This window comes from Paucibacter sp. B51, assembly GCF_027863535.1.
GTDB classification, from domain to species: domain Bacteria; phylum Pseudomonadota; class Gammaproteobacteria; order Burkholderiales; family Burkholderiaceae_C; genus Paucibacter_A; species Paucibacter_A aquatilis.
On the sequence record NZ_JAPIVN010000001.1, the window covers coordinates 3596608 to 3615817 of the forward strand.

Annotated in this window: 15 protein-coding genes; 14 read left to right on the forward strand and 1 reads right to left on the reverse strand. The window is 61.8% G+C overall.

Going from position 1 to position 19210, the window contains the following annotated elements; all coding sequences use genetic code 11:
- Window positions 1-120: 120 nt before the first annotated feature.
- Window positions 121-1224, reverse strand: coding sequence for a molybdopterin biosynthesis protein MoeY (locus tag OOB33_RS15360; RefSeq protein WP_271009324.1), 1104 nt, complete (start codon window positions 1222-1224; stop codon window positions 121-123).
- Between the two features lie 119 nt (window positions 1225-1343).
- On the opposite strand from OOB33_RS15360, the gene OOB33_RS15365 reads away from it, so the two are divergent.
- The 14 genes from OOB33_RS15365 to OOB33_RS15430 all read left to right on the forward strand — a co-directional run bounded on the left by OOB33_RS15365 (window position 1344) and on the right by OOB33_RS15430 (window position 19193).
- Window positions 1344-2228, forward strand: a complete 885-nt coding sequence (locus OOB33_RS15365; protein WP_271009325.1) for a ThiF family adenylyltransferase — start codon at window positions 1344-1346, stop codon at window positions 2226-2228.
- Window positions 2229-2446: 218 nt separating this feature from the next.
- Window positions 2447-3085: an XrtA/PEP-CTERM system exopolysaccharide export protein gene (locus OOB33_RS15370; RefSeq protein WP_223696563.1), complete on the forward strand. Its 639-nt coding sequence runs from the start codon at window positions 2447-2449 to the stop codon at window positions 3083-3085.
- A 117-nt stretch (window positions 3086-3202) separates the two neighbouring features.
- A complete protein-coding gene (locus OOB33_RS15375; RefSeq protein WP_102770234.1) occupies window positions 3203-4795 on the forward strand; it encodes an XrtA system polysaccharide chain length determinant in 1593 nt (530 codons plus the stop codon).
- Between the two features lies 1 nt (window position 4796).
- Window positions 4797-5738: an XrtA-associated tyrosine autokinase gene (locus tag OOB33_RS15380; protein ID WP_271009326.1), complete on the forward strand. Its 942-nt coding sequence runs from the start codon at window positions 4797-4799 to the stop codon at window positions 5736-5738.
- Between the two features lie 4 nt (window positions 5739-5742).
- On the forward strand, window positions 5743-7302 hold the full coding sequence (locus tag OOB33_RS15385) for a TIGR03016 family PEP-CTERM system-associated outer membrane protein (RefSeq protein ID WP_271009327.1): 1560 nt from the start codon (window positions 5743-5745) through the stop codon (window positions 7300-7302).
- A 3-nt stretch (window positions 7303-7305) separates the two neighbouring features.
- Window positions 7306-8379, forward strand: coding sequence for an XrtA/PEP-CTERM system-associated ATPase (locus tag OOB33_RS15390; protein ID WP_102770237.1), 1074 nt, complete (start codon window positions 7306-7308; stop codon window positions 8377-8379).
- A gap of 138 nt (window positions 8380-8517) precedes the next feature.
- Window positions 8518-9396, forward strand: a complete 879-nt coding sequence (locus OOB33_RS15395; protein WP_102770238.1) for an XrtA system polysaccharide deacetylase — start codon at window positions 8518-8520, stop codon at window positions 9394-9396.
- 3 nt (window positions 9397-9399) lie between these two features.
- Window positions 9400-10443 carry a FemAB family XrtA/PEP-CTERM system-associated protein gene (locus OOB33_RS15400; RefSeq protein WP_271009328.1) on the forward strand — a complete coding sequence of 348 codons (1044 nt, stop codon included), beginning with the start codon at window positions 9400-9402 and terminating at the stop codon, window positions 10441-10443.
- 89 nt (window positions 10444-10532) lie between these two features.
- Window positions 10533-11753 (forward strand): TIGR04063 family PEP-CTERM/XrtA system glycosyltransferase, encoded by a 1221-nt coding sequence (locus tag OOB33_RS15405; RefSeq protein ID WP_171826177.1) that lies wholly within the window; start codon window positions 10533-10535, stop codon window positions 11751-11753.
- A gap of 14 nt (window positions 11754-11767) precedes the next feature.
- The gene (asnB, locus tag OOB33_RS15410; protein WP_102770240.1) at window positions 11768-13696 is read left to right on the forward strand and encodes an asparagine synthase (glutamine-hydrolyzing); all 1929 of its coding nucleotides are present in this window, start codon (window positions 11768-11770) and stop codon (window positions 13694-13696) included.
- Window positions 13697-13721: 25 nt separating this feature from the next.
- A complete protein-coding gene (locus OOB33_RS15415) occupies window positions 13722-14945 on the forward strand; it encodes a TIGR03087 family PEP-CTERM/XrtA system glycosyltransferase (protein WP_102770241.1) in 1224 nt (407 codons plus the stop codon).
- A complete protein-coding gene (locus OOB33_RS15420; RefSeq protein WP_102770242.1) occupies window positions 14942-16258 on the forward strand; it encodes a nucleotide sugar dehydrogenase in 1317 nt (438 codons plus the stop codon). The genes OOB33_RS15415 and OOB33_RS15420 overlap by 4 nt, the downstream gene beginning before the upstream one ends.
- On the forward strand, window positions 16258-17859 hold the full coding sequence (gene xrtA / locus OOB33_RS15425; RefSeq protein WP_271009329.1) for an exosortase A: 1602 nt from the start codon (window positions 16258-16260) through the stop codon (window positions 17857-17859). The genes OOB33_RS15420 and xrtA overlap by 1 nt, the downstream gene beginning before the upstream one ends.
- 53 nt (window positions 17860-17912) lie before the next feature.
- Window positions 17913-19193 (forward strand): nucleotide sugar dehydrogenase, encoded by a 1281-nt coding sequence (locus OOB33_RS15430; protein WP_102770243.1) that lies wholly within the window; start codon window positions 17913-17915, stop codon window positions 19191-19193.
- Window positions 19194-19210 lie beyond the last annotated feature (17 nt).

A 19210-nucleotide genomic window follows, 5' to 3' on the forward strand; every position in this document is an offset into this window, starting at 1 on the left:
GTTTCAAAGCTGGCTTGGTCGTCGATCAGGCTGGCTAGCAGCAAGATGAAAGGGGCGCTCTAGCGCCCCTTTTTTTGTTTTGCGTTCTCTTTTTTGTCGGAAGCAGTAGCCACCCTTCCTTCATCCGTGCTGCGTCGGCGTAATGGTTGGCTTCGTGATGATCAGCTCCTCAAGGGGGTGTCGCAGGGATCGCGAGGTGGCGGCGGGGCCCGAGCCCAGCCTTCCCATGAACACGGCGCGATTTGAGGCCTCCGTGCCCAGTAGGGCTTCAAGCCGGGCTTTCACCTCCTGGGCCAGGTCAATCACCTTCGTTTCCCTGGAGAACTTGCGGTTCTCGCGTGCGTAGCGTGCAAACACAAGCGGAGTGATTTCCGGCTGCATTTGTAAATTCAAGTGCGTGGATGTGAGCCAAAGCCTCTGCATCGCACGGCCGGCGTCCACGAAGTCTTCGAGTGTCCGAGCTTGTTGTTTTGCCACCAGCACGTAGTGCGCGCCGCAGCGCAGGCTTGGGAGAAGGTCCAGCTGAATTCTTGGTGCCCATGTCCCAGCCAGAAATCGGTTGAAAAAGCGCACCCGCTCCCAGCTTCCCATGACGAACTCCATCAGGCGGGTCGTTATTGGATCTGTGCCGAGCGCTTGTTCAGGAACTTTGCTCGTGCTGAACTGCTTGCGCCAGTCGATGATGTCGCGATGCACCTCGTAGGCCTCAGGGGAAGTCAGGCGGATCTTTGCGGAATGGAACATCAGCCAGGCGGTGTTCCAGCGGGCTTGGGGCCCTTCTAGCCACAAGATTTCGAAGCCGTCGCCGCAAGCCGATTCAAGTGTTTGCTTCTGGCTCGCGGTCAGTGGGGTGGTGCTCAAGGGTCGCCGTTGAACGCTTCGGCATTGAATGCAGTCAATCAATGGGCTGCGTCTTGAGCTGTCGCTGGGTGAGAAATGCCAGTCAAACACTGGGCGAGCCTCGGGTGAGGATGATCTGTGCGTGGACACAAGTCTCAATCCGTATTCGCTGGCGGCAATGGCTGCAGTTTCGATCAGCGCGCCCAGTGCAATCTGACTCGGGTGTCCATCCAAGTCGTAGACGCAATGTTCTCGGGTGTCGAAGCCGTGAACAACGACATCGTGAGGCCCGACGATTTCGAAGCGCCAAGGTTGCGTGTTGTCTCCGCTGGGTGCCCACCGTGCCAGGTCCAGAATTCGATGAATCACTGCGAGTTCGTTCATGTTGCAATCCTTGTCCGGCGCTGATGCCGCATCTCTGCATGCTGGCTGGATTGTCGGGTTTTCATAGGGCATCATGTGCGAAATGGAAACACGCTGCCACATTGCTAAAAGGTACTTTCATGAGTGCGCATTCTGAGTTTGACTATGGGCGGGCGTTTTCCCGAAACATTGGTTGGTTGACCGAGGCTGAGCAGGCACGAGTTCGAGAGGCTCGCGTTGCAATTGCTGGCTTGGGCGGCGTGGGTGGGGCGCATTTGTTGACCTTGGCCCGTTTGGGTGTGGGTGCATTTCACATCGCTGACTTCGACCAATTTGAAGTTCATAACTTCAATCGGCAAGTTGGTGCACAGATGTCTACTTTGGGTCGACCCAAAGCCGAGGTTCTCGCCGAAATGGCGCGAGAGATCAATCCTGAGGCTCATGTTGAGGCTTTTGCTGAAGGCGTGACGCCCGAGAACCTGAATGCGTTTCTGTCGGGTGTCGATGTTTATGTCGATGGCATCGACTTTTTTGCTATCGAGGCGCGACGCATGTTGTTTCGGGCCTGTTATGAGCGAGGAATCCCTGCTTTGACAGCCGCGCCGCTGGGCATGGGGGTTGCCTTTCTGTATTTCAAACCCGGTGGCATGAGCTTTGAGGATTACTTCAAAGTCGAGGGGCGTAGCCAGCAGGAGCAATATGCGCGATTCATTGCAGGCCTTTCGCCTGCGATGTTGCAGCGAGGCTATTTGGTGGCGCCGGAGGCTGTGAATTTTCACGAAAAGCGCGGTCCCTCCACCATGATGTCTTGTGACCTTTGTGCGGGGGTGATGGGTGTTTCAGTCTTGAAGGTCTTGCTCAATCGCGGAGCTTTGAAAGCAGCGCCATGGGTCATGCAGTTCGATGCCTACAAGCAAAAGCTCAGCTTCACTTGGCGGCCCTTCGGGAATGCCCATCCATTACAACGCCTGCTTTTGTTGTTGATTCGGCCGCTGCTGAAGGGTGTGGGGCGGCCTCGCTCTTGAGATCGATGCGCCTAGGGTATGTCCTAGGTGGGGCCAATAGCTGCGCGATTTTGTGTACCACTGCCGATTTCAAGCGTGGGGGACGCTTATTTGCAGGGGCTGAGCCTAGGGTGCCATGTGGCATGATGCCGGAGGTTTTTTCAGGCTGCTTTTTAGCGTGGCGTCCGTCGCAGCACTGGCAGTGTTTGCCGCAGCCGATGAATTTGAGAGGACATACCTTGAACAAGATTCTTGCTTCGACCTTGCGCCGTGTTGGCCTTGTTTTCGGTGTTGCGGCATCGTTGCTGTTCTCCGGCTGCGCCAGCGTGGATGGCAAATTCCCGCCAGCGCCCGCGAGCGCCACCAGCGGTGATTACAGTTACATCATCGGTGCAGGCGACTCCCTCAACATCATGGTCTGGCGCAATCCCGAGTTGTCGATGGTGGTTCCTGTCCGTCCCGACGGCAAGATTGCTGCGCCCTTGATCGACGAAATGGTGGTTCAGGGCAAGAACTCGGTCGCGGTTGCTCGTGAAATTGAAGCGCAGTTGGGCAAGTATGTGCGTGATCCGGTGGTCACGGTGATCGTGACCAGCTTCGTGGGCCCGTACAGCGAACAGATCCGAGTGATCGGTGAGGCTGCCCGTCCCCAGGCCTTGCCTTTCAAGCAAAAAATGACGGTGCTTGATGTGATGATCGCGGTCGGTGGACTGACGGACTTTGCAGCCGGCAACGAAGCCACCATTCTTCGGTCCGCCGACGGCGCTGGCAAACAGTATTCCGTTCGCCTCAAGGACCTGATCAAACGCGGCGATGTCTCCGCCAATGTCGAAATGCGTCCGGGTGATGTGCTGATCATCCCGCAGAGCTTGTTCTGATCTCGGCAGTGCGAGTTCTCGCACTGGAGGGCTCGGTCCAGGTGGCTGGGTCAACGGTGCGAGTTTGGCCTCGACGCGGGGCCCCTGCTTCTGTCCTAATTTTGGAACCCTAACTCGATGGACTTACTCATTGCGCAACTGCAGGCGATCGCCCGGCGGGTGTGGAAATATCGTTGGACTGGCGTAGCCACCTCTTGGATCGTCGGCGTCATTTGTGCGGTGGTTGTTTGGATACTTCCGGATCGATATGAGGCCAATGCTCGTATCTTTGTGGACACGCAATCCATCTTGAAGCCCTTGATGTCGGGCTTGGCGGTGCAGCCCAATATCGAGCAGCAAGTCACCATGCTGAGCCGAACCTTGATCAGCCGTCCCAATGTTGAAAAGCTGGTTCGGATGGCTGATCTGGATTTGAAGAATCAGTCCAAGGCACAGCAAGAGGCCACCATTGAGAAAGTAACCAAGAGCCTGTCGATTCAGAGCACTGCTCGCGACAATCTGTACACCTTGGCCTACCGCGACAATGATCCTGAAACTGCCAAGCGGGTGGTTCAGTCTCTGGTCTCGATCTTCGTGGAATCGAGTCTGGGCGCCAGCCGCAAGGATGCGGCTACGGCCACCTCCTTCATCAACGAGCAGATCAAGTCGTACGAAGCCAAGCTGGAGGAGGCCGAAAGCCGCCTGAAAGAGTTCCGCCTGCGGAATATCCAGAACATGTCAGGTGACGGCAAGGATGCTGCCAGCCGCCTGGGTGAACTCAGTGCTCAGTTGGAGCGTGCTCGTCTGGAGTACCGTGAGGCCGTCAATGCGCGCGACGCCGCCAAGGCCCAGCTGACTCAGGAGCGCTCCGGAAACACGAGCTCGCCCGTCAAGGCCTTGTTGCAAGAGGGGGACGCCGTGGTGGCGACGCCCGAGATCGACTCTCGCATCGATGCCCAGCGTCGCAACCTTGACGCCTTGCTGCAGCGCTACACCGATCAGCATCCCGATGTGATCGGCGCTCGCAAGCTGATCAAAGATCTGGAGTCGCAGAAAGCCAAGGAAGTCGCTGAGTTGCGCAAGGCAGCTGCCGCAGCGGCGGCTGCGCCCGCACCATTGGGTGGTAACAGCGGCAGCTTGGCCTACCAAGAAATGAACCGCTTGCTGGCCACCAGTGAGGTTCAGGTGGCAGCGCTCAAGGCTCGTGTGGACGAGTATTCTTCGCGTTATGCCCAGGCTTTGTCGGCAGTCAAGACGGCGCCCCAATTGGAGTCTGAGGCCGCGCAACTCAATCGTGACTATGCCATTCACAAGAAGAACTACGAGGACCTGGTGGCGCGTCGCGAATCGGCTTCAATCACTGGTGAGTTGGACGTCGCGTCCGGTGTTGCGGACTTCCGTCTGATCGATCCTCCGCGCGCCAATCCCAAGCCCGTCGCGCCCAATCGTCTCTTGCTGTTGGTGGGTGCATTGCTGGTTTCCCTTGTGGCTGGCGTGCTTGCCGCATTTGCCGTCAGCCAGTTGCGCCCGGTTTTCCATGACACCTTGGAAATGCGTGCTCGTCTGGATGTGCCAATCTTGGGTGTGGTGACCCGCTTGGTGTCCGAGGCGGACAAGCGCAACCAACGTTCCGACCTGATTCGCTTTGGCGCAGCAACCGGTGGTTTGGTGGGGATGTATGTCCTGGGCCTGACGGCGTTGGCAATCATGTTGAGCAGGCAGGTGGTCTGAGATGAGCAGTCTGATTGAACAAGCGGCCCAGCGACTGGAGCAGCTGCGGCAAGCCGGCGTGGTGTTGCCCAATGATGCGCAGGCCATGCCGCAGACCCCCCCCGTTTCTTTTGCCGGCGATGGCACAGATTTGGCCTCGCTGGCTGTGGCTACGGTCCAGGCCAAACCGGAGGAGTTTCATGCCTCGTCCAAGCGGGTCGATCTGGATTTGGAGGCTTTGGCTGCTCAAGGCTTCTTGACACCCAATGCGGCGCGCTCCCATATGGCGGATCAATATCGCGTCATCAAGCGCCCACTGATCAAAAACGCCATGGGCAAAGGCGTGGCCAGTCTCAATCATGGCAATCTGATCATGGTGACTAGCGCCTTGGCGGGCGAGGGCAAGAGCTTTACGTCGCTGAATCTGGCATTGAGCATTGCGGCGGAACTGGACAACACGGTGATGCTGGTGGATGCCGACGTTGCCCGTCCCTCGGTTTTGCGCATGTTGGGTCTGCCTCAAGGCCCGGGTCTGCTGGACGTGTTGGAGGAGTCGGTGGACATGTCCAGCGTCCTGCTTCGCACCAATGTTGACAAGCTCACCTTGCTACCGAGCGGCACGCCTCATGCCCGCGCGACCGAACTCTTGGCCAGCGATGCCATGAGCCATCTGCTGGACGATATGGCGCGGCGTTATCCCGATCGGATCATCATTTTTGATTCGCCGCCGCTGCTCTTGACCACAGAGTCTCGCGTTCTGGCATCGCATATGGGGCAGATCGTGGTGGTGGTTCACGCTGAGAAGACGGCACAGAGTGCAGTGCAGCAAGCTCTGGCGACTATCGAATCCTGCCCGCTGAAGATGCTGTTGTTGAATCAGGCCAATGCGAACAGTTCGGGCGGCTATGGCAGTGGTGGCTACGGCTACGGCTATGGCTATGGCACCGAAGATACGGCAAGCTGAACTCATGCCGATTCGAAATTTTCATGCGCGGGAGTGGGGCTTGCAGCCGGGAGTCGTGGCCGTGGCTTGCCTGCTGAGCGCGTCTGCCGTTTGGGCGCAGGACGAATCGGGGGCGTCGAGCAAGCTTTCGACCTCGGGGCGGCCCTCGGTTCTGGTGGAGCCGCGTTTTGGGGTCATGCAGACCTGGACCGACAACAATCGTCTGAGCCGCACCGATAAAGACGCGGCGCTCCTGACGACCTTGACACCCGGCATCTCCATCAGCACGACACGCGGTGCCGTGCGAGGCTCGCTGGACTATTCGCTCAATGGCATCGTTTACACAAAGAGCGAAGAGAAGGCCCGCGTGCAACACAGCTTGGCGGCGAAAGGCGTGGCTGAGCTGATTGATAGCTTGTTCTTTGTCGATGCAAGCGCGAGCATTTCGCAGCAGGCTGCCTCGGCATTTGGCGTCCAAACCGTGGATCCGTCGCTGGCCAATGCCAATCGACGTGAAACTGCCACGGTGAGCTTGTCTCCGCGTTTGCAAGGGCGTCTTGGCAGCCTTGCCAACTTCGAGTTTCGGGCCAACACCTCGGCCACGAATGTCTCAGACGCCGTCATTGGTGACAGCCATGCCAATGGAGGCAGCTTGCGCATCAGTCGCGCGGGGCGCGCGGCGCTGATGTGGTCGGTGGATGCCTCGACTCAGAAGTCCAGCTTCAAGACGGGGGCGCAGAACCGGGTCAGCAGTGTGACCGGCAGCCTGAACTACAAACCCGATATCGACTGGCAACTGGGTGTGCTGGCCGGACGTGAGCGCAGTGATTTGAAGGATTTCGTGCTGCGCAACAGCTGGACGTATGGCGCCAATCTCAGTTGGACACCTTCGCTGCGCACCAAGGTTTCGGCGGATTTCCAGTCTCACGATTACGGCGACTCGTTCACTTACAACCTGGAGCACCGCTGGTCGCGTTCTGCCCTGCGCTTCTCGGATTCACAGTCCGTCAACGCGGCGAGCTTCCAGAACGCCGGCGCGCCGCGCAGCAACTACGACCTGTATTTTTTCCAGTTCGCCTCTTTGGTGCTTGATCCGGCGCAGCGCGATGTGTTTGTGCGCAATTTTCTGCGCGCTCAGGGTTTGACGCCCGATGCTTTGGCCAACAGCGCCGTGGTTGACACCGGCCCGACTGTGCTCCGCAACCAATTGCTGTCCTACACCCTGCAAGGGGTGAGAACCACCATCACGACGACCGCCAGCCGAAGCAACAACCGGCGCTTGGCCTCAGCCAGCGCGAGTGCTGGTGATTTTGCCGCCACGGGCCGTGTGCTCCAGCGCAGTCTCAGCTTGAATGTTTCGCACAACCTGACGCCCACGTCGAGCGCCGTGCTCAGCGTCTTGCAGCAGGAGAGCGAAGGCGATTCGGCGGCTCAGACCACCACGCTGCGATCCATTTCGGCGAGCTGGAATTGCCGACTCGGTACCCGGACCAACTTCACACTGGGCGCGCGAGCTGCGCACTCGGGCGGGTTGATTTCCTATCGCGAAAACGCCATGTTCGCCAACCTCGTCCAGCAGTTCTGAGCCATGTACGAATCCTTTTACGGGTTGAGCAGCAAGCCGTTTCAGCTCAGTCCTGATCCCAACTTCTACTTTGGCAGCAAGCAGCATCGGCGCGCCAAGGCTTATCTGGACTACGGTGTCCTGCGCAACGATGGTTTCATCGTCATCACTGGGGAGATCGGTGCCGGCAAGACCACCCTCTTGCGTGGTCTGCTGGACAGCCTGAATCGCAGCAATGTGGTGATCGGCAATCTGGTCACCACACAGTTGGACGCGGAAGACACGCTGCGCATGGTCGGCTCGGCCTTTGGTGTGCGCCTCAAGGATCTGCCCAAATCCGAGATCCTGATGACGCTGGAGGCGTTTTTTGTCAGCCAGACCACGCAGGGCAAGCGCTGCTTGCTGATCGTGGACGAGGCGCAGAACCTCTCGGCGCGGGCCGTGGAAGAGCTGCGCATGCTCTCGAACTTCCAGTTTGGCAACCAGTCTTTGCTGCAGACCTTTTTGGTCGGCCAGCCTGAGTTCCGCGGCATCCTGCAGCGGCCCGAGATGGAGCAGTTCCGTCAGCGCGTGGCGGCGACCTGCCATATCGGGCCCTTGGATGAAGACGAAACCAAGGCCTATATCGAGCACCGGCTCAAATGCGCAGGCAGTACCGGCAAGCCGACCTTCGATGCTGATGTATTCCCGCTGATTTACAAAACCAGCCAGGGCATTCCGCGTCGAATCAATTCCCTGTGCGATCGTTTGTTGCTGCTGGGTTTCATGGGCAACAAGGTCAATTTGACCCTGCATGAACTCCATGATGTGCTCAAGGATATTGCGCAAGAAGCACAAACACCCACTCAGGTGGTGGGTGGCGGATCGGACACAGGTGTGGGTAAATTCCTGGATACCGATCAGCCCATCGATTTCTCGCGCGTCAAACTGAATGCCGACGAGGTCAACGGTTTGAGTGAAGAGCTGTCGAACCTCAGCCAGGGTCATTTTGCAGAGCGCTTGCAGCGCCTGGAAAACGGCCTGCAGCGACTGGAACGCATCAATTTGCAAACCCTGAGCTTGCTGCAGAAGCTGGTGGAAGCGGTCCGGACCCACTGAGCTTGCTTTTGCCCCGTTTGCGCACTCTGTCACAGAGCTGTCGCAAGGGCAGGGCAGAACCGGGGCTTCGTGGCCGATATCGGTGTGCAGTGTCTGAAGATTTTTAATAAGCCAACAAGAGTGGGTGCGCAGAGTCTCATGTCTGAACAAAAAGCCATACGGAATGCGATGACCGTGGATGTGGAAGATTACTTCCAGGTCTCGGCCTTCGCGCCCTATATTGCGCGTGGCGATTGGGAAGGCTGTGAGTGCCGGGTGGAGCGCAATATCGAGCGCATCCTGGCCCTGTTCGCCCAGCATCAGACCAAGGCCACGTTCTTCACCCTGGGCTGGATCGCCGAGCGCTACCCGCAGGTGGTGCGCGATATCGTGGCGGCCGGCCACGAACTCGCCAGCCATGGCTACGGCCACGAACGCGCCAGCGATCTGAGCCCGCAAGCTTTCATGCAGGACGTCGTCCGTGCCAAGAAGTTGCTGGAAGATCTGGGCGGCCATGAGGTGATTGGCTACCGCGCGCCGAGTTTCTCGATCGGCAAGAGCAATCTCTGGGCCTTCGACACCTTGCGCGAGGCTGGCTACCAATACAGCTCCAGCGTCTACCCGATTCAGCACGACCATTACGGCATGCCAGATTCACCGCGTTTCGCCTACCCGGTGCGTGAGGGTTTGCTGGAAGTGCCGGTCACGACCTTGCGGGTGATGAACAAGAACCTGCCGTCCAGCGGCGGTGGCTATTTCCGCCTGCTGCCTTATTCGGTGTCGCGTTGGCTGATCCGTCAGGTCAATGCCCAGGATCAACAGTCCGCCGTGTTCTATTTCCACCCCTGGGAAATCGACGTTGATCAGCCGCGTGTCGCCGGCATCGACAGCAAGTCGCGCTTCCGCCACTACGTCAATATTGCGCGCACCCACGACCGCATCGGCCGCCTGCTGCAGGACTTTGCCTGGGGTCGCATGGACGAGATCTTCCTGGGTCGACGCACCGCGGCGCTGGCCACCAGCGCAGTTGCAGCCTGAACCATGGCTGCACTCCAAATCAAGCGCCTGACGGCGCAAGACGCCGCGCTTGCCCGGCGCTGGGACGAATTCGTCCTGGCCTGCTCGCAAGCCACCTTCTTTCACCGTGCCGGCTGGTTGCGCATGGTCGAGCAGGTGTTCAAGCACCAGGGTTTCTTTCTCTACGCCGAGCGTGAGGGCGAGATCGAGGGTGTGCTGCCCCTGGCTCAGGTCAAGAGCATGCTGTTCGGCCACTCGCTGGTGGCTTTGCCCTTTGCGGTGTATGGCGGTGTTGCAGCCCTGAACGACGAGGCAGCCGCCGCTCTGGAGCAAGAAGCGCAGGCCATTGCGCAGCGCCTGGGTGCTGAGCACCTCGAGTTCCGCAATATCGCGCCCCGTCACGCCGACTGGCCAAAGCAGGATTTGTACGTCACCTTCCGCAAGGAGATCCTGCCCGAGGAAGAGGCCAATATGCTGGCCATTCCGCGCAAGGCCCGGGCCAGTGTGCGCAAAGGCATCAAAAACAATCTGGTCTCGCACATCGATCCAACGGTGGATCGCTTTTTCGCGCTCTACGCCGACAACACCCACCGCCACGGTACGCCGGCCATGCCCAAGCGCTACTTCGCGGCTTTGCTGGACGAGTTCGGTGCCGATGCTGAGGTGCTGACGGTCACCGATGCCCAAGGCAAGCCACTCAGCTCGGTGCTGAGTTTCTACTTCCGTGACGAGGTGCTGCCTTACTACGCCGGCGACGACGAAGCCGCGCGCGATCTGGCCGGCAACGACTTCAAGTACTGGGAGCTGATGCGTCGCGCCTGCGCGCGTGGCTGCAAGGTGTTCGACTACGGCCGCAGCAAGCAGGGCACCGGTTCCTACGCCTTCAAGAAGAACTGGGGCTTCGAGCCGACGCCGTTGCATTACGAGTACTGCCTCTACAAGCGCGACGCCGTGCCGCAGAACAACCCGAGCAATGCGAAGTACCAGCTCCTGATCAAGACCTGGCGGCGCTTGCCCCTGGGCTTTGTCAACTGGTTGGGGCCCTTCATCGTGCGCAATCTGGGTTGAGCCATGCCCGCCCCACACCACTGCTTGCTTGATGCACGAAGCCGCCCACTGAATCTGATCTCTCGCGCATGCCTGCGCGTCCAGCCGCTATGAGCTTGCGCGTTCTCCACATCCTCGACCACTCCTTGCCGCTGCACAGCGGCTACAGTTTTCGCACCGCCTCCATCCTGCGCGAGCAGCGTGCGCGCGGCTGGATCACCTCTCACCTGACCAGCCCCAAGCAGGGCCCGGGCGAGGGCCTGATGGAGGAGGCCTCGGGCTGGCAATTCCACCGCACGCCCAGCACCGCGGCCGATGGCCTGATCCGCCAGATGCAGCTGACGGCCGCGCGCATCCGGGAAGTCGTGGCCATCGAGCGCCCTGACATCATCCACGCCCATTCGCCGGTGCTCAATGCCTTGCCCAGCCTCTGGGTCGGCCGACAGCTGCGTTTGCCGGTGGTGTATGAGATGCGAGCCTCTTGGGAGGATGCGGCTGTCGACCACGGCACGACGACCGAAGGCAGCTTGCGCTACCGCGTGTCGCGGGCGCTGGAAAGCTTTGCGCTCAAGCGTGCCGACCAGATCACCACCATTTGCGAAGGCCTGCGTGGCGACATCATGTCGCGCGGTGTGCCGGCGGATCGCATCACCGTGATCCCGAATGCGGTTGACGCCCAGGCCTTCCAGTTTGGCGTCAGCCCGGACCCGGTGCTGCGTGCCAAGCTGGGCCTGGACGGCGCCGTTGTGCTTGGTTTTGCAGGCTCCTTCTACGGCTACGAAGGCCTGCACCTGCTGCTGGACGCTGCGGCTCGCCTCTTGCCCACGCTGCCGCAGCTTCGCGTGCTGCTGGTCGGCGGCGGCCCGCAGGAGGCGGCGCTCAAGGCGCAGGTGGAGCGCCTGGGCCTGCAGCAGCAGGTGATCTTCACCGGCCGGGTGCCGCACGCGGAGGTGCAGCGTTACTACGAACTGATCGACGTGCTGGCCTACCCGCGCCTGCCCATTCGCCTGACCGAGCTGGTCACGCCGCTCAAGCCCCTGGAGGCCATGGCCCAAGGGCGCATGTTCGTGGCCTCCGATGTCGGCGGCCACCATGAGCTGGTGCGCCACGGCGAGACCGGCCATCTCTTCAAGGCCGGCGATGTGGGCGCTCTGGCCGCTGCCATCGAACAGCTGCTGGCCCAGCGCGAGCAATGGCCGCGCATCGCCGCGCAGGCCCGCCATTTCGTGGAAGCCGAGCGCACCTGGGCCCGCAGCGTGGCCCGCTACGAAGAGGTCTACCGGCGCGCCCTGGGCCGCTACGGTCGTACCTTCCCCCCTGTTTCTTCCTGAGGCCCGACCCAGCTATGTGCGGCATCCACGGCATCCTGCGTCTTGACGGCGCCCCGGTCGAATCGGCCCATCTGAGCTTGATGGGCGACATCACCCAGCATCGCGGCCCCGACGATGAAGGCCAGCACATTGACGGTGCCTGCGGCATCGCCATGCGGCGCCTGTCCATCATTGACCTGGCCGGCGGCCACCAGCCCCTGTCCAACCAGGACGGCAGCCTCTGGCTGGTCTGCAATGGCGAGATCTACAACTACCGCGAGCTGCGTGCCGAGCTGCAAGCCAAGGGGTTTCAGTTCAAGACCGGCTCCGACAGCGAGGTGCTGCTGCATCTGTACGACGCCGAGGGCGATGACTTCGTCCACCGCCTCAACGGCATGTTCGACTTCGCCCTCTGGGATGCGCGCCGCCGCCGTCTGCTGATCGGCCGTGACCGCATCGGCGTCAAGCCCCTGTACGTGATGCAGGACGGTCAGCGCCTGGCTTTTGCCACCGAAGCCAAGGCCTTGCTGGCTTTGCCCGGCGTTCGGGCCGAGCTGGACACTCGCGTGCTCTCCAGCTACCTGCAGCTGGGCTATGTGGCCGCGCCGGGCAGCATGTTCAAGGGCATTCGCAAGCTGCCGCCGGCCACGCTGCTGGCGGTGGAGGCTGGTCAGGTCAAGGAGTGGCGCTACTGGCGCGTGTCGGCGCAGATCCGCCGCGACTGGAGCGAGGCCGAGTGGATCGAGCGCTCGCGCGAAAGCCTGCAGCGCGCCGTGCGCATGCAGATGGTCAGCGACGTGCCGATCGGCGCTTTCCTCTCGGGTGGTGTCGATTCCAGCGCGGTCGTGGCCTATATGGCCCGCGAGTCCAGCGAGCCCATCCGCACCTATGCCATCGGTTTCGAAGGCGGTGAGGCCGAGACGCTGTACAACGAGCTGCCGTTCGCGCGCCAGGTCTCCGAGCTGTTCAAGACCCAGCACAAGGAAATTGTCGTCAAGCCCGATGTGGTGGGTCTGCTGCCCCAGCTGCTCTGGCATATGGACGAGCCGCTGGCCGACACGGCCTTCATCACCACCTATCTGGTCTCGCAGTTTGCGCGCCAGGATGTGAAGGTGATCCTCTCGGGCGTGGGCGGTGACGAGCTGTTTGGCGGTTATCGCCGCTACCTGGGCGGTCATTACGCACGCCGTTTCCAGGCGCTGCCCGCTTGGCTGCAATCAGCCATCGGCTTTGCGGCCGGCCGCTTGCCGGCCGATCGTCACTCAGGACTGCTCAACACCTTGCGCCTGGCCAAGGGCTTTGTCGCCAGCGCCGGTATGGGCGCCGATGCGCGCTACCAGAGCTATCTGCAAGTGCTGGGGCAGGACCTGGTCGGCCGTCTGCTGGTGGACGGCGCGGGCGGTCAAGACCCGCTGGCCGCGGCTTTCGCTAGCGCCGGCCATGAGGACGAACTCAACCGCATGCTGGCCGTGGACGCAGAAACGCAGCTGCCTGACGATCTGCTGCTCTTGACCGACAAGATGAGCATGGCCGTGTCGCTCGAGTGCCGCGTGCCTCTGCTCGATCACGAACTGCTGGAGCTGGCGGCGTCCATGCCTTCGGACATCAAGATCCGTGGTGGCCGCCTCAAGCATGTGCTGAAGTCGGCCCTGGCCGATGTGCTGCCGGATGACATCCTGAACCGCAAGAAGCGCGGCTTCGGCACGCCCATGGGCGCCTGGCTCAAGAAGGAATTGGCGCCGCTGCTGCGCCGCCTGCTGGCGCCTGAGGTGGTGAAGGCGCGGGGCCTGTTCGTGCCGGCCGTCGTGTCAGGCCTGATCGCCGACCACGAAGCCAACCGCATGGACGGCACCGATGCGCTGCTGTCTCTGATGAATCTTGAAATCTGGAGCCGGGTCTATCTGGACGGCCGCAGCCCCGCCGATGTGGCGCTGGAGCTGAAGTCTTACCTGCCCCGCGCCTGACGCCCCCGCTCCTCCATCTGCCCGCATGAACATCCTCTACGTCTGCCATCGCTTTCCCTTCCCGCCCAAGCGTGGAGGCAAGATCCGGCCCTTCAATATGATCCGCCACCTGACGGCGGCGGGGCATGAGGTCACCGTCTGTTCGCTGGTGCGCGCCGAAGACGAAGGCGTGGAAGGGCAGGGCATTGCACCGCATTGCAAGGCCTTCCATATGGCGCGCGTGCACAACCCGGTGCAGGCCTTGCGCATGGTGGCGCGTCTGCCCCTGACCACGCCCTCGTCCATGGGCTTTTTCTACTCGGCCGAGCTGGCAGCCAAGATCAAGCACCTGCTGGCCACGCAGAAGTTCGATCTGATCTTTGTTCACTGCTCCTCGGTCGCGCAGTACGTGGAGCATGTGCAGGACATTCCCAAGATCCTGGACTTCGGCGATATGGACTCGCAGAAGTGGCTGGAGTACGCGGACGCCAAGCCTTTCCCGCTGTCCCTGGGCTACCGGCTCGAAGGCTACAAGATGCTGGCGGCCGAGAAGCGCCTGGCCCGCCGCTTTGACCTCTGTACCGCCACCACGCGCGCCGAATGGCAGACGCTCAACGACTATGGCACGGGTGCAGCGACCGACTGGTTCCCCAACGGTGTCGATGCCGATTACTTCAGCCCCAATGGCACGGCCTACGACCCTGACACCATCAGCTTCATCGGCCGCATGGACTACTACCCCAACCAGGAATGCATGTCGCGTTTCTGTGCGGAAACCTGGCCCTTGATCAAGGCGCGCCGGCCGCAGATGAAGCTGACCATCGTCGGCGCCGACCCGTCGCCGGCCATGCGCAAGCTCGGTGAGATCGACGGCGTCACCGTCACCGGCTCGGTGCCGCATGTGCAGCCCTATGTGCGCAAATCGGCCCTGATGGTGGCCCCGCTGGCGATTGCCCGCGGCACGCAGAACAAGATCCTCGAAGCCATGGCCATGGGGGTGCCGGTGGTGACCAGCAGCATTGCCGCAGGCGGTGTCGACGCCGAGGCCGAGACCCATCTGCTGGTGGCCGACACGCCGCAGCAATGCGCCGAGGCGGTGCTGCGCATCGTCGAGAATCCCGCCGAGCGGGAGCGTCTGGCCCTGGCCGGCCGCGCGCGCATGCTCAGCCACCATGCCTGGCCGCGCTCCATGGAGCGTCTGGACAAGATCATTGCCCAGGTTCTGACCTCGGCATCCACCTCATCAAAAAAGCAGGCAGTGAAGTCATGAAGATCAGCATTTTTGGATTGGGCTATGTGGGCGCGGTGTCGCTGGCCTGTTTGTCGCGGGACGGCCATGATGTGGTGGGCGTGGACATCGAGCCGGCCAAGCTGGACCTGATCAAGAACGGCAAGACGCCGGTGGTCGAGGAGGGCATGGTGGAGCTGATGGCGCAAGTCGCGGCCAGCGGCCATGTCAGCGTGACGACGGACGCGGTGCAGGCGGTGCTGAGCACCGAGATCTCGCTGGTCTGCGTGGGCACGCCCTCGGCGGCCAACGGCAGCCAGGACCAGGGCGCGGTGTTGCGCCTGGCCGAGCAGATCGGTGAGGCGCTCAAGCAAAAGAGCGAGCCGCATGTGGTGGTGTTCCGCTCGACCCTGGTGCCGGGCACGGTGGAAGACGTGCTGCGCCCCATCATCGAGCGCGCCTCGGGCAAGCGCGACGGCGTGGACTTCCACCTGTGCTTCCAGCCCGAGTTCCTGCGCGAAGGCAGCTCCATCCGCGACTACGACAAGCCGCCCTTCACCATCGTCGGTGCCAACCACGAGTACGCGGCCGAGCGGCTGCAAGCCCTGTTCGGCCATCTGCCCTGCAAGTTCCTGAAGACCTCGGTGCGCGCGGCCGAGATGATGAAGTACTGCTGCAACAACTTCCACGCGCTCAAGATCACCTTCGCCAACGAGACGGCGCGCCTGTGCGGTGCATTGGGCGTGGACGCCTTCGAAGTGATGGACCTGGTCTGCCAGGACACGCAGCTCAACATCTCCAAGGCCTATCTGAAACCGGGCTTCGCCTTCGGCGGCTCCTGCCTGCCCAAGGACCTGCGCGCGACCACCTACCTCGCCAAGACGCACGATCTGGAGCTGCCCATGCTCTCGGGCATCCTGGCCTCCAACCGCCAGCACCTGGACCTGGCGCTGGACAAGCTGCTGGCCCTGGGCAAGCGCAAGATCGGCTTCATCGGCCTGTCCTTCAAGACCGGCACGGACGATCTGCGCGAGAGCCCGCTGGTGACCCTGGCCGAGCAGCTGATCGGCAAGGGCATGCAGCTGTCGATCTATGACCCCGAGGTGCATCTGGCCAGTCTGCTGGGCGCGAACCGCAGCTTTGTGCAGAAGCACCTGCCGCACATCGGTGAGATGCTCAAGGGCGATCTGGCCGAGGTGGTGCAGGGCAGCGAGGTGCTGGTGATGGGCCTGTCGGGCGCGGAGATCGCGGCGCAGGTGGCGGGCTTGGCTCGCGCCGACCAGGACCTGCTGGACCTGGTGAACCTGCCCAACAAGGCGGACTTCAAGGCCCGGGTGCAGGGGCTGTGCTGGTGATGAGTCCGAACAGCCCGACGCCAGTGAAGCGCGGCGCGCCCGGCGGCGCAGGCTGGCCACGTGCGCTCGCGGGGCTTGTGCTGCTCTTGCTCGTGGTTTTGGGCCTGTACCACCAGACCGCCTGGGCCATGGTGCAAATCTGGAACCGCTCGGAGACCTTTGCACATGCTTTCACGGTGCCGCCAATTGCCTTGTGGTTGATTTGGCGACTCCGAGCCTCCATCGCCGTGCTTGAGCCGCGGCCGTCGCCCTGGTTCCTGTTGCCCATGGCAGCTTGCGGCCTGTTGTGGTTGCTCGGCGACTTGGCGGCCGTCAACGCGGCCACCCAGCTGGCCTTGGTGGGCATGTTGGTGTGCGCCGTACCGCTGTGCCTGGGGGCGGCGGTGGCGCGTGTGATGGCCTTCCCGCTCGCTTTTTTCTTCTTCGCCGTACCCATCGGTGAGTTTCTGATGCCGCTGTTCATGAACTGGACGGCGGACTTCACGGTCAGCGCCCTGCGATTGAGCGGCATTCCGGTCTACCGCGAAGGTCTGCAGTTCGTGATCCCGAGCGGCAACTGGTCAGTGGTCGAAGCCTGCAGTGGCATCCGTTACCTGATGGCTTCGGTCATGGTGGGCGCTTTGTTTGCCTACCTGAACTACCGTTCCCTCAAGCGGCGCGTGATCTTTGTGATCTTCGCCACGATGCTGCCGGTGGTGGCCAACTGGGTGCGAGCCTATCTGACCGTGTTGCTCGGCCATGTGTCCGGCAATGAATTGGCGACCGGGGCTGATCATTTGCTCTACGGCTGGGTGTTCTTCGGCATCATCATGCTGGCCATGTTCATGGTCGGTGGCCGTTGGGCCGAGGCCGATGCGCAAGGCCTTGACACACCACCGGCTGCGAACGGCGCGGCCTTGACCTCTCGGGCGCCTGCCGTTGGGTTGACAACCCTGGGTGCCGGCTTGCTCGTCTTGCTGGCGCCATTTGCCTGGTCCCAGCACCTCGCCGTACCAGCGAGTCAGACCGAGCTTCGTTTGGCACTGCCCACGGGGTCGTTGGGCGCTTGGACGTCGATGCCGGCCACAGCGCCGATGTTGAAGCCCGTGTTCCAGTCTCCTGCTGCGCAGGCGGCGGCTGTTTTCCGCAAGGGCAATCAAGAGCTGGGCGTGCACGTGGCCTACTACCGCCAGCAAAGCTACCGCAGCAAGCTGATCAGCTCGGTCAACACCTTGGTCGCAAGCGAGGACCGTCAATGGTCCGTGGTGTCGCAGGGGCGGCTTGACTTGCCTCAGGCCTCTTTGGCCGTGCGTCGCGTTGAACTGCTCAATCTGCGTGGCACGGACAGCCCGTGGCCGCGGCGCCTCGATGTCTGGCAGGTGTATTGGATCAATGGTGACGCCACCAGCCGTGACTGGCAGGCCAAGCTGCTGGCCCTTTGGCATCGCCTGATGGGCCGCGGTGACGATGCTGCCTCTTTGGTCTTTTACACAGACCGCGGAGATGAGGGGGCGGGTGAGGCTGTCCTGCGTGAGTTTGTGCAAGAGAATTGGGCCGCATTCGATGCGGCCCTGCGCAAGACCCGGGACGCGCAGGCCGCGGCACCAGCGGTGCCCGGCTGAACAGCTGTTTTTGAACGATCGACTTTGAGTTTTGGACTGACAAGGGAAACAAGATGACGACCTTAGCGGTGATCGGCCTGGGCTATGTGGGCCTGCCTTTGGTGGTGGAGTTCGGCAAGCAGATCCGGACCATTGGTTTTGATATTTCGACCGCCAAGGTCGAGTCCTGCCAGCGTGGCGTCGACCCCTCGCGCGAGCTGACTGACGAGCAGGTGCAGGCGGCCACCCATGCGGTCTACACCGACAAGCCCGAGATGCTGGCCGAGGCCGACATCATCATCGTTGCTGTGCCCACGCCGGTGGACGAGGCCCACATTCCCGACTTCAAGCCCCTGATCGGCTCCAGCACCAGCGTCGGCCGCCACATGAAGAAGGGCGCCATCGTCGTGTACGAGAGCACCGTTTACCCCGGCGCCACCGAAGAGGTCTGCATCCCCGTGCTGGAACGCGAGTCGGGCCTCAAGTGGAAGCAGGATTTCTTCGTCGGCTACAGCCCTGAGCGCATCAATCCGGGCGACAAGGAGCACACGCTGACCAAGATCCTGAAGATCGTCTCCGGCGACACGCCCGAGACGCTCAACAAGGTGGCCGAGCTCTACGAGAAGATCATCATCCCCGGCGTGCACCGCGCCTCCAGCATCAAGGCCGCCGAGGCTGCCAAGGTGATCGAGAACACCCAGCGCGACCTGAACATCGCGCTGATGAACGAGCTGGCCATCATCTTCGACAAGATCGGCATCGACACCTCCGAGGTGCTGGCCGCGGCCGGCACCAAGTGGAACTTCCTGAAGTTCAAGCCGGGCCTGGTTGGCGGCCACTGCATCGGCGTGGACCCCTACTACCTGACCCACAAGGCCGACATGCTGGGCTACCACCCGCAAGTCATCCTGGCCGGCCGTCGCATCAACGACAGCATGGGCAAGTTCATTGCCGAGCAGACCATCAAGCACATGATTGCTTCGGGCTCCTACATCAAGGGCGCCCGTGTCAATGTGCTGGGCCTGACCTTCAAGGAAGACTGTGGCGATCTGCGCAATTCCAAGGTTATTGACATCATCAACGAACTGCGCACCTACGGCGTGGAAGTGTTCGTGACCGATGCGCAGGCCGAGGCTGAGGAAGCCATGCACGAGTACGGCGTGCGCTTGCTGCCCTTCGACGAACTGCCGCGAGCTGATGCCGTGGTTGCGGCCGTCGCCCACAAGGAGTACGCGAAGCTGAGCGTCGAAGACCTGGGCAAGAAGCTGGTCAAGGGCGGGGCTTTCATCGATGTGAAGGCAGCGTTTGATCAAGGCGGTCTGGAAGCTGCCGGCTTCCGCGTCTGGCGCCTCTGATCGAGCGCTGGGATTGA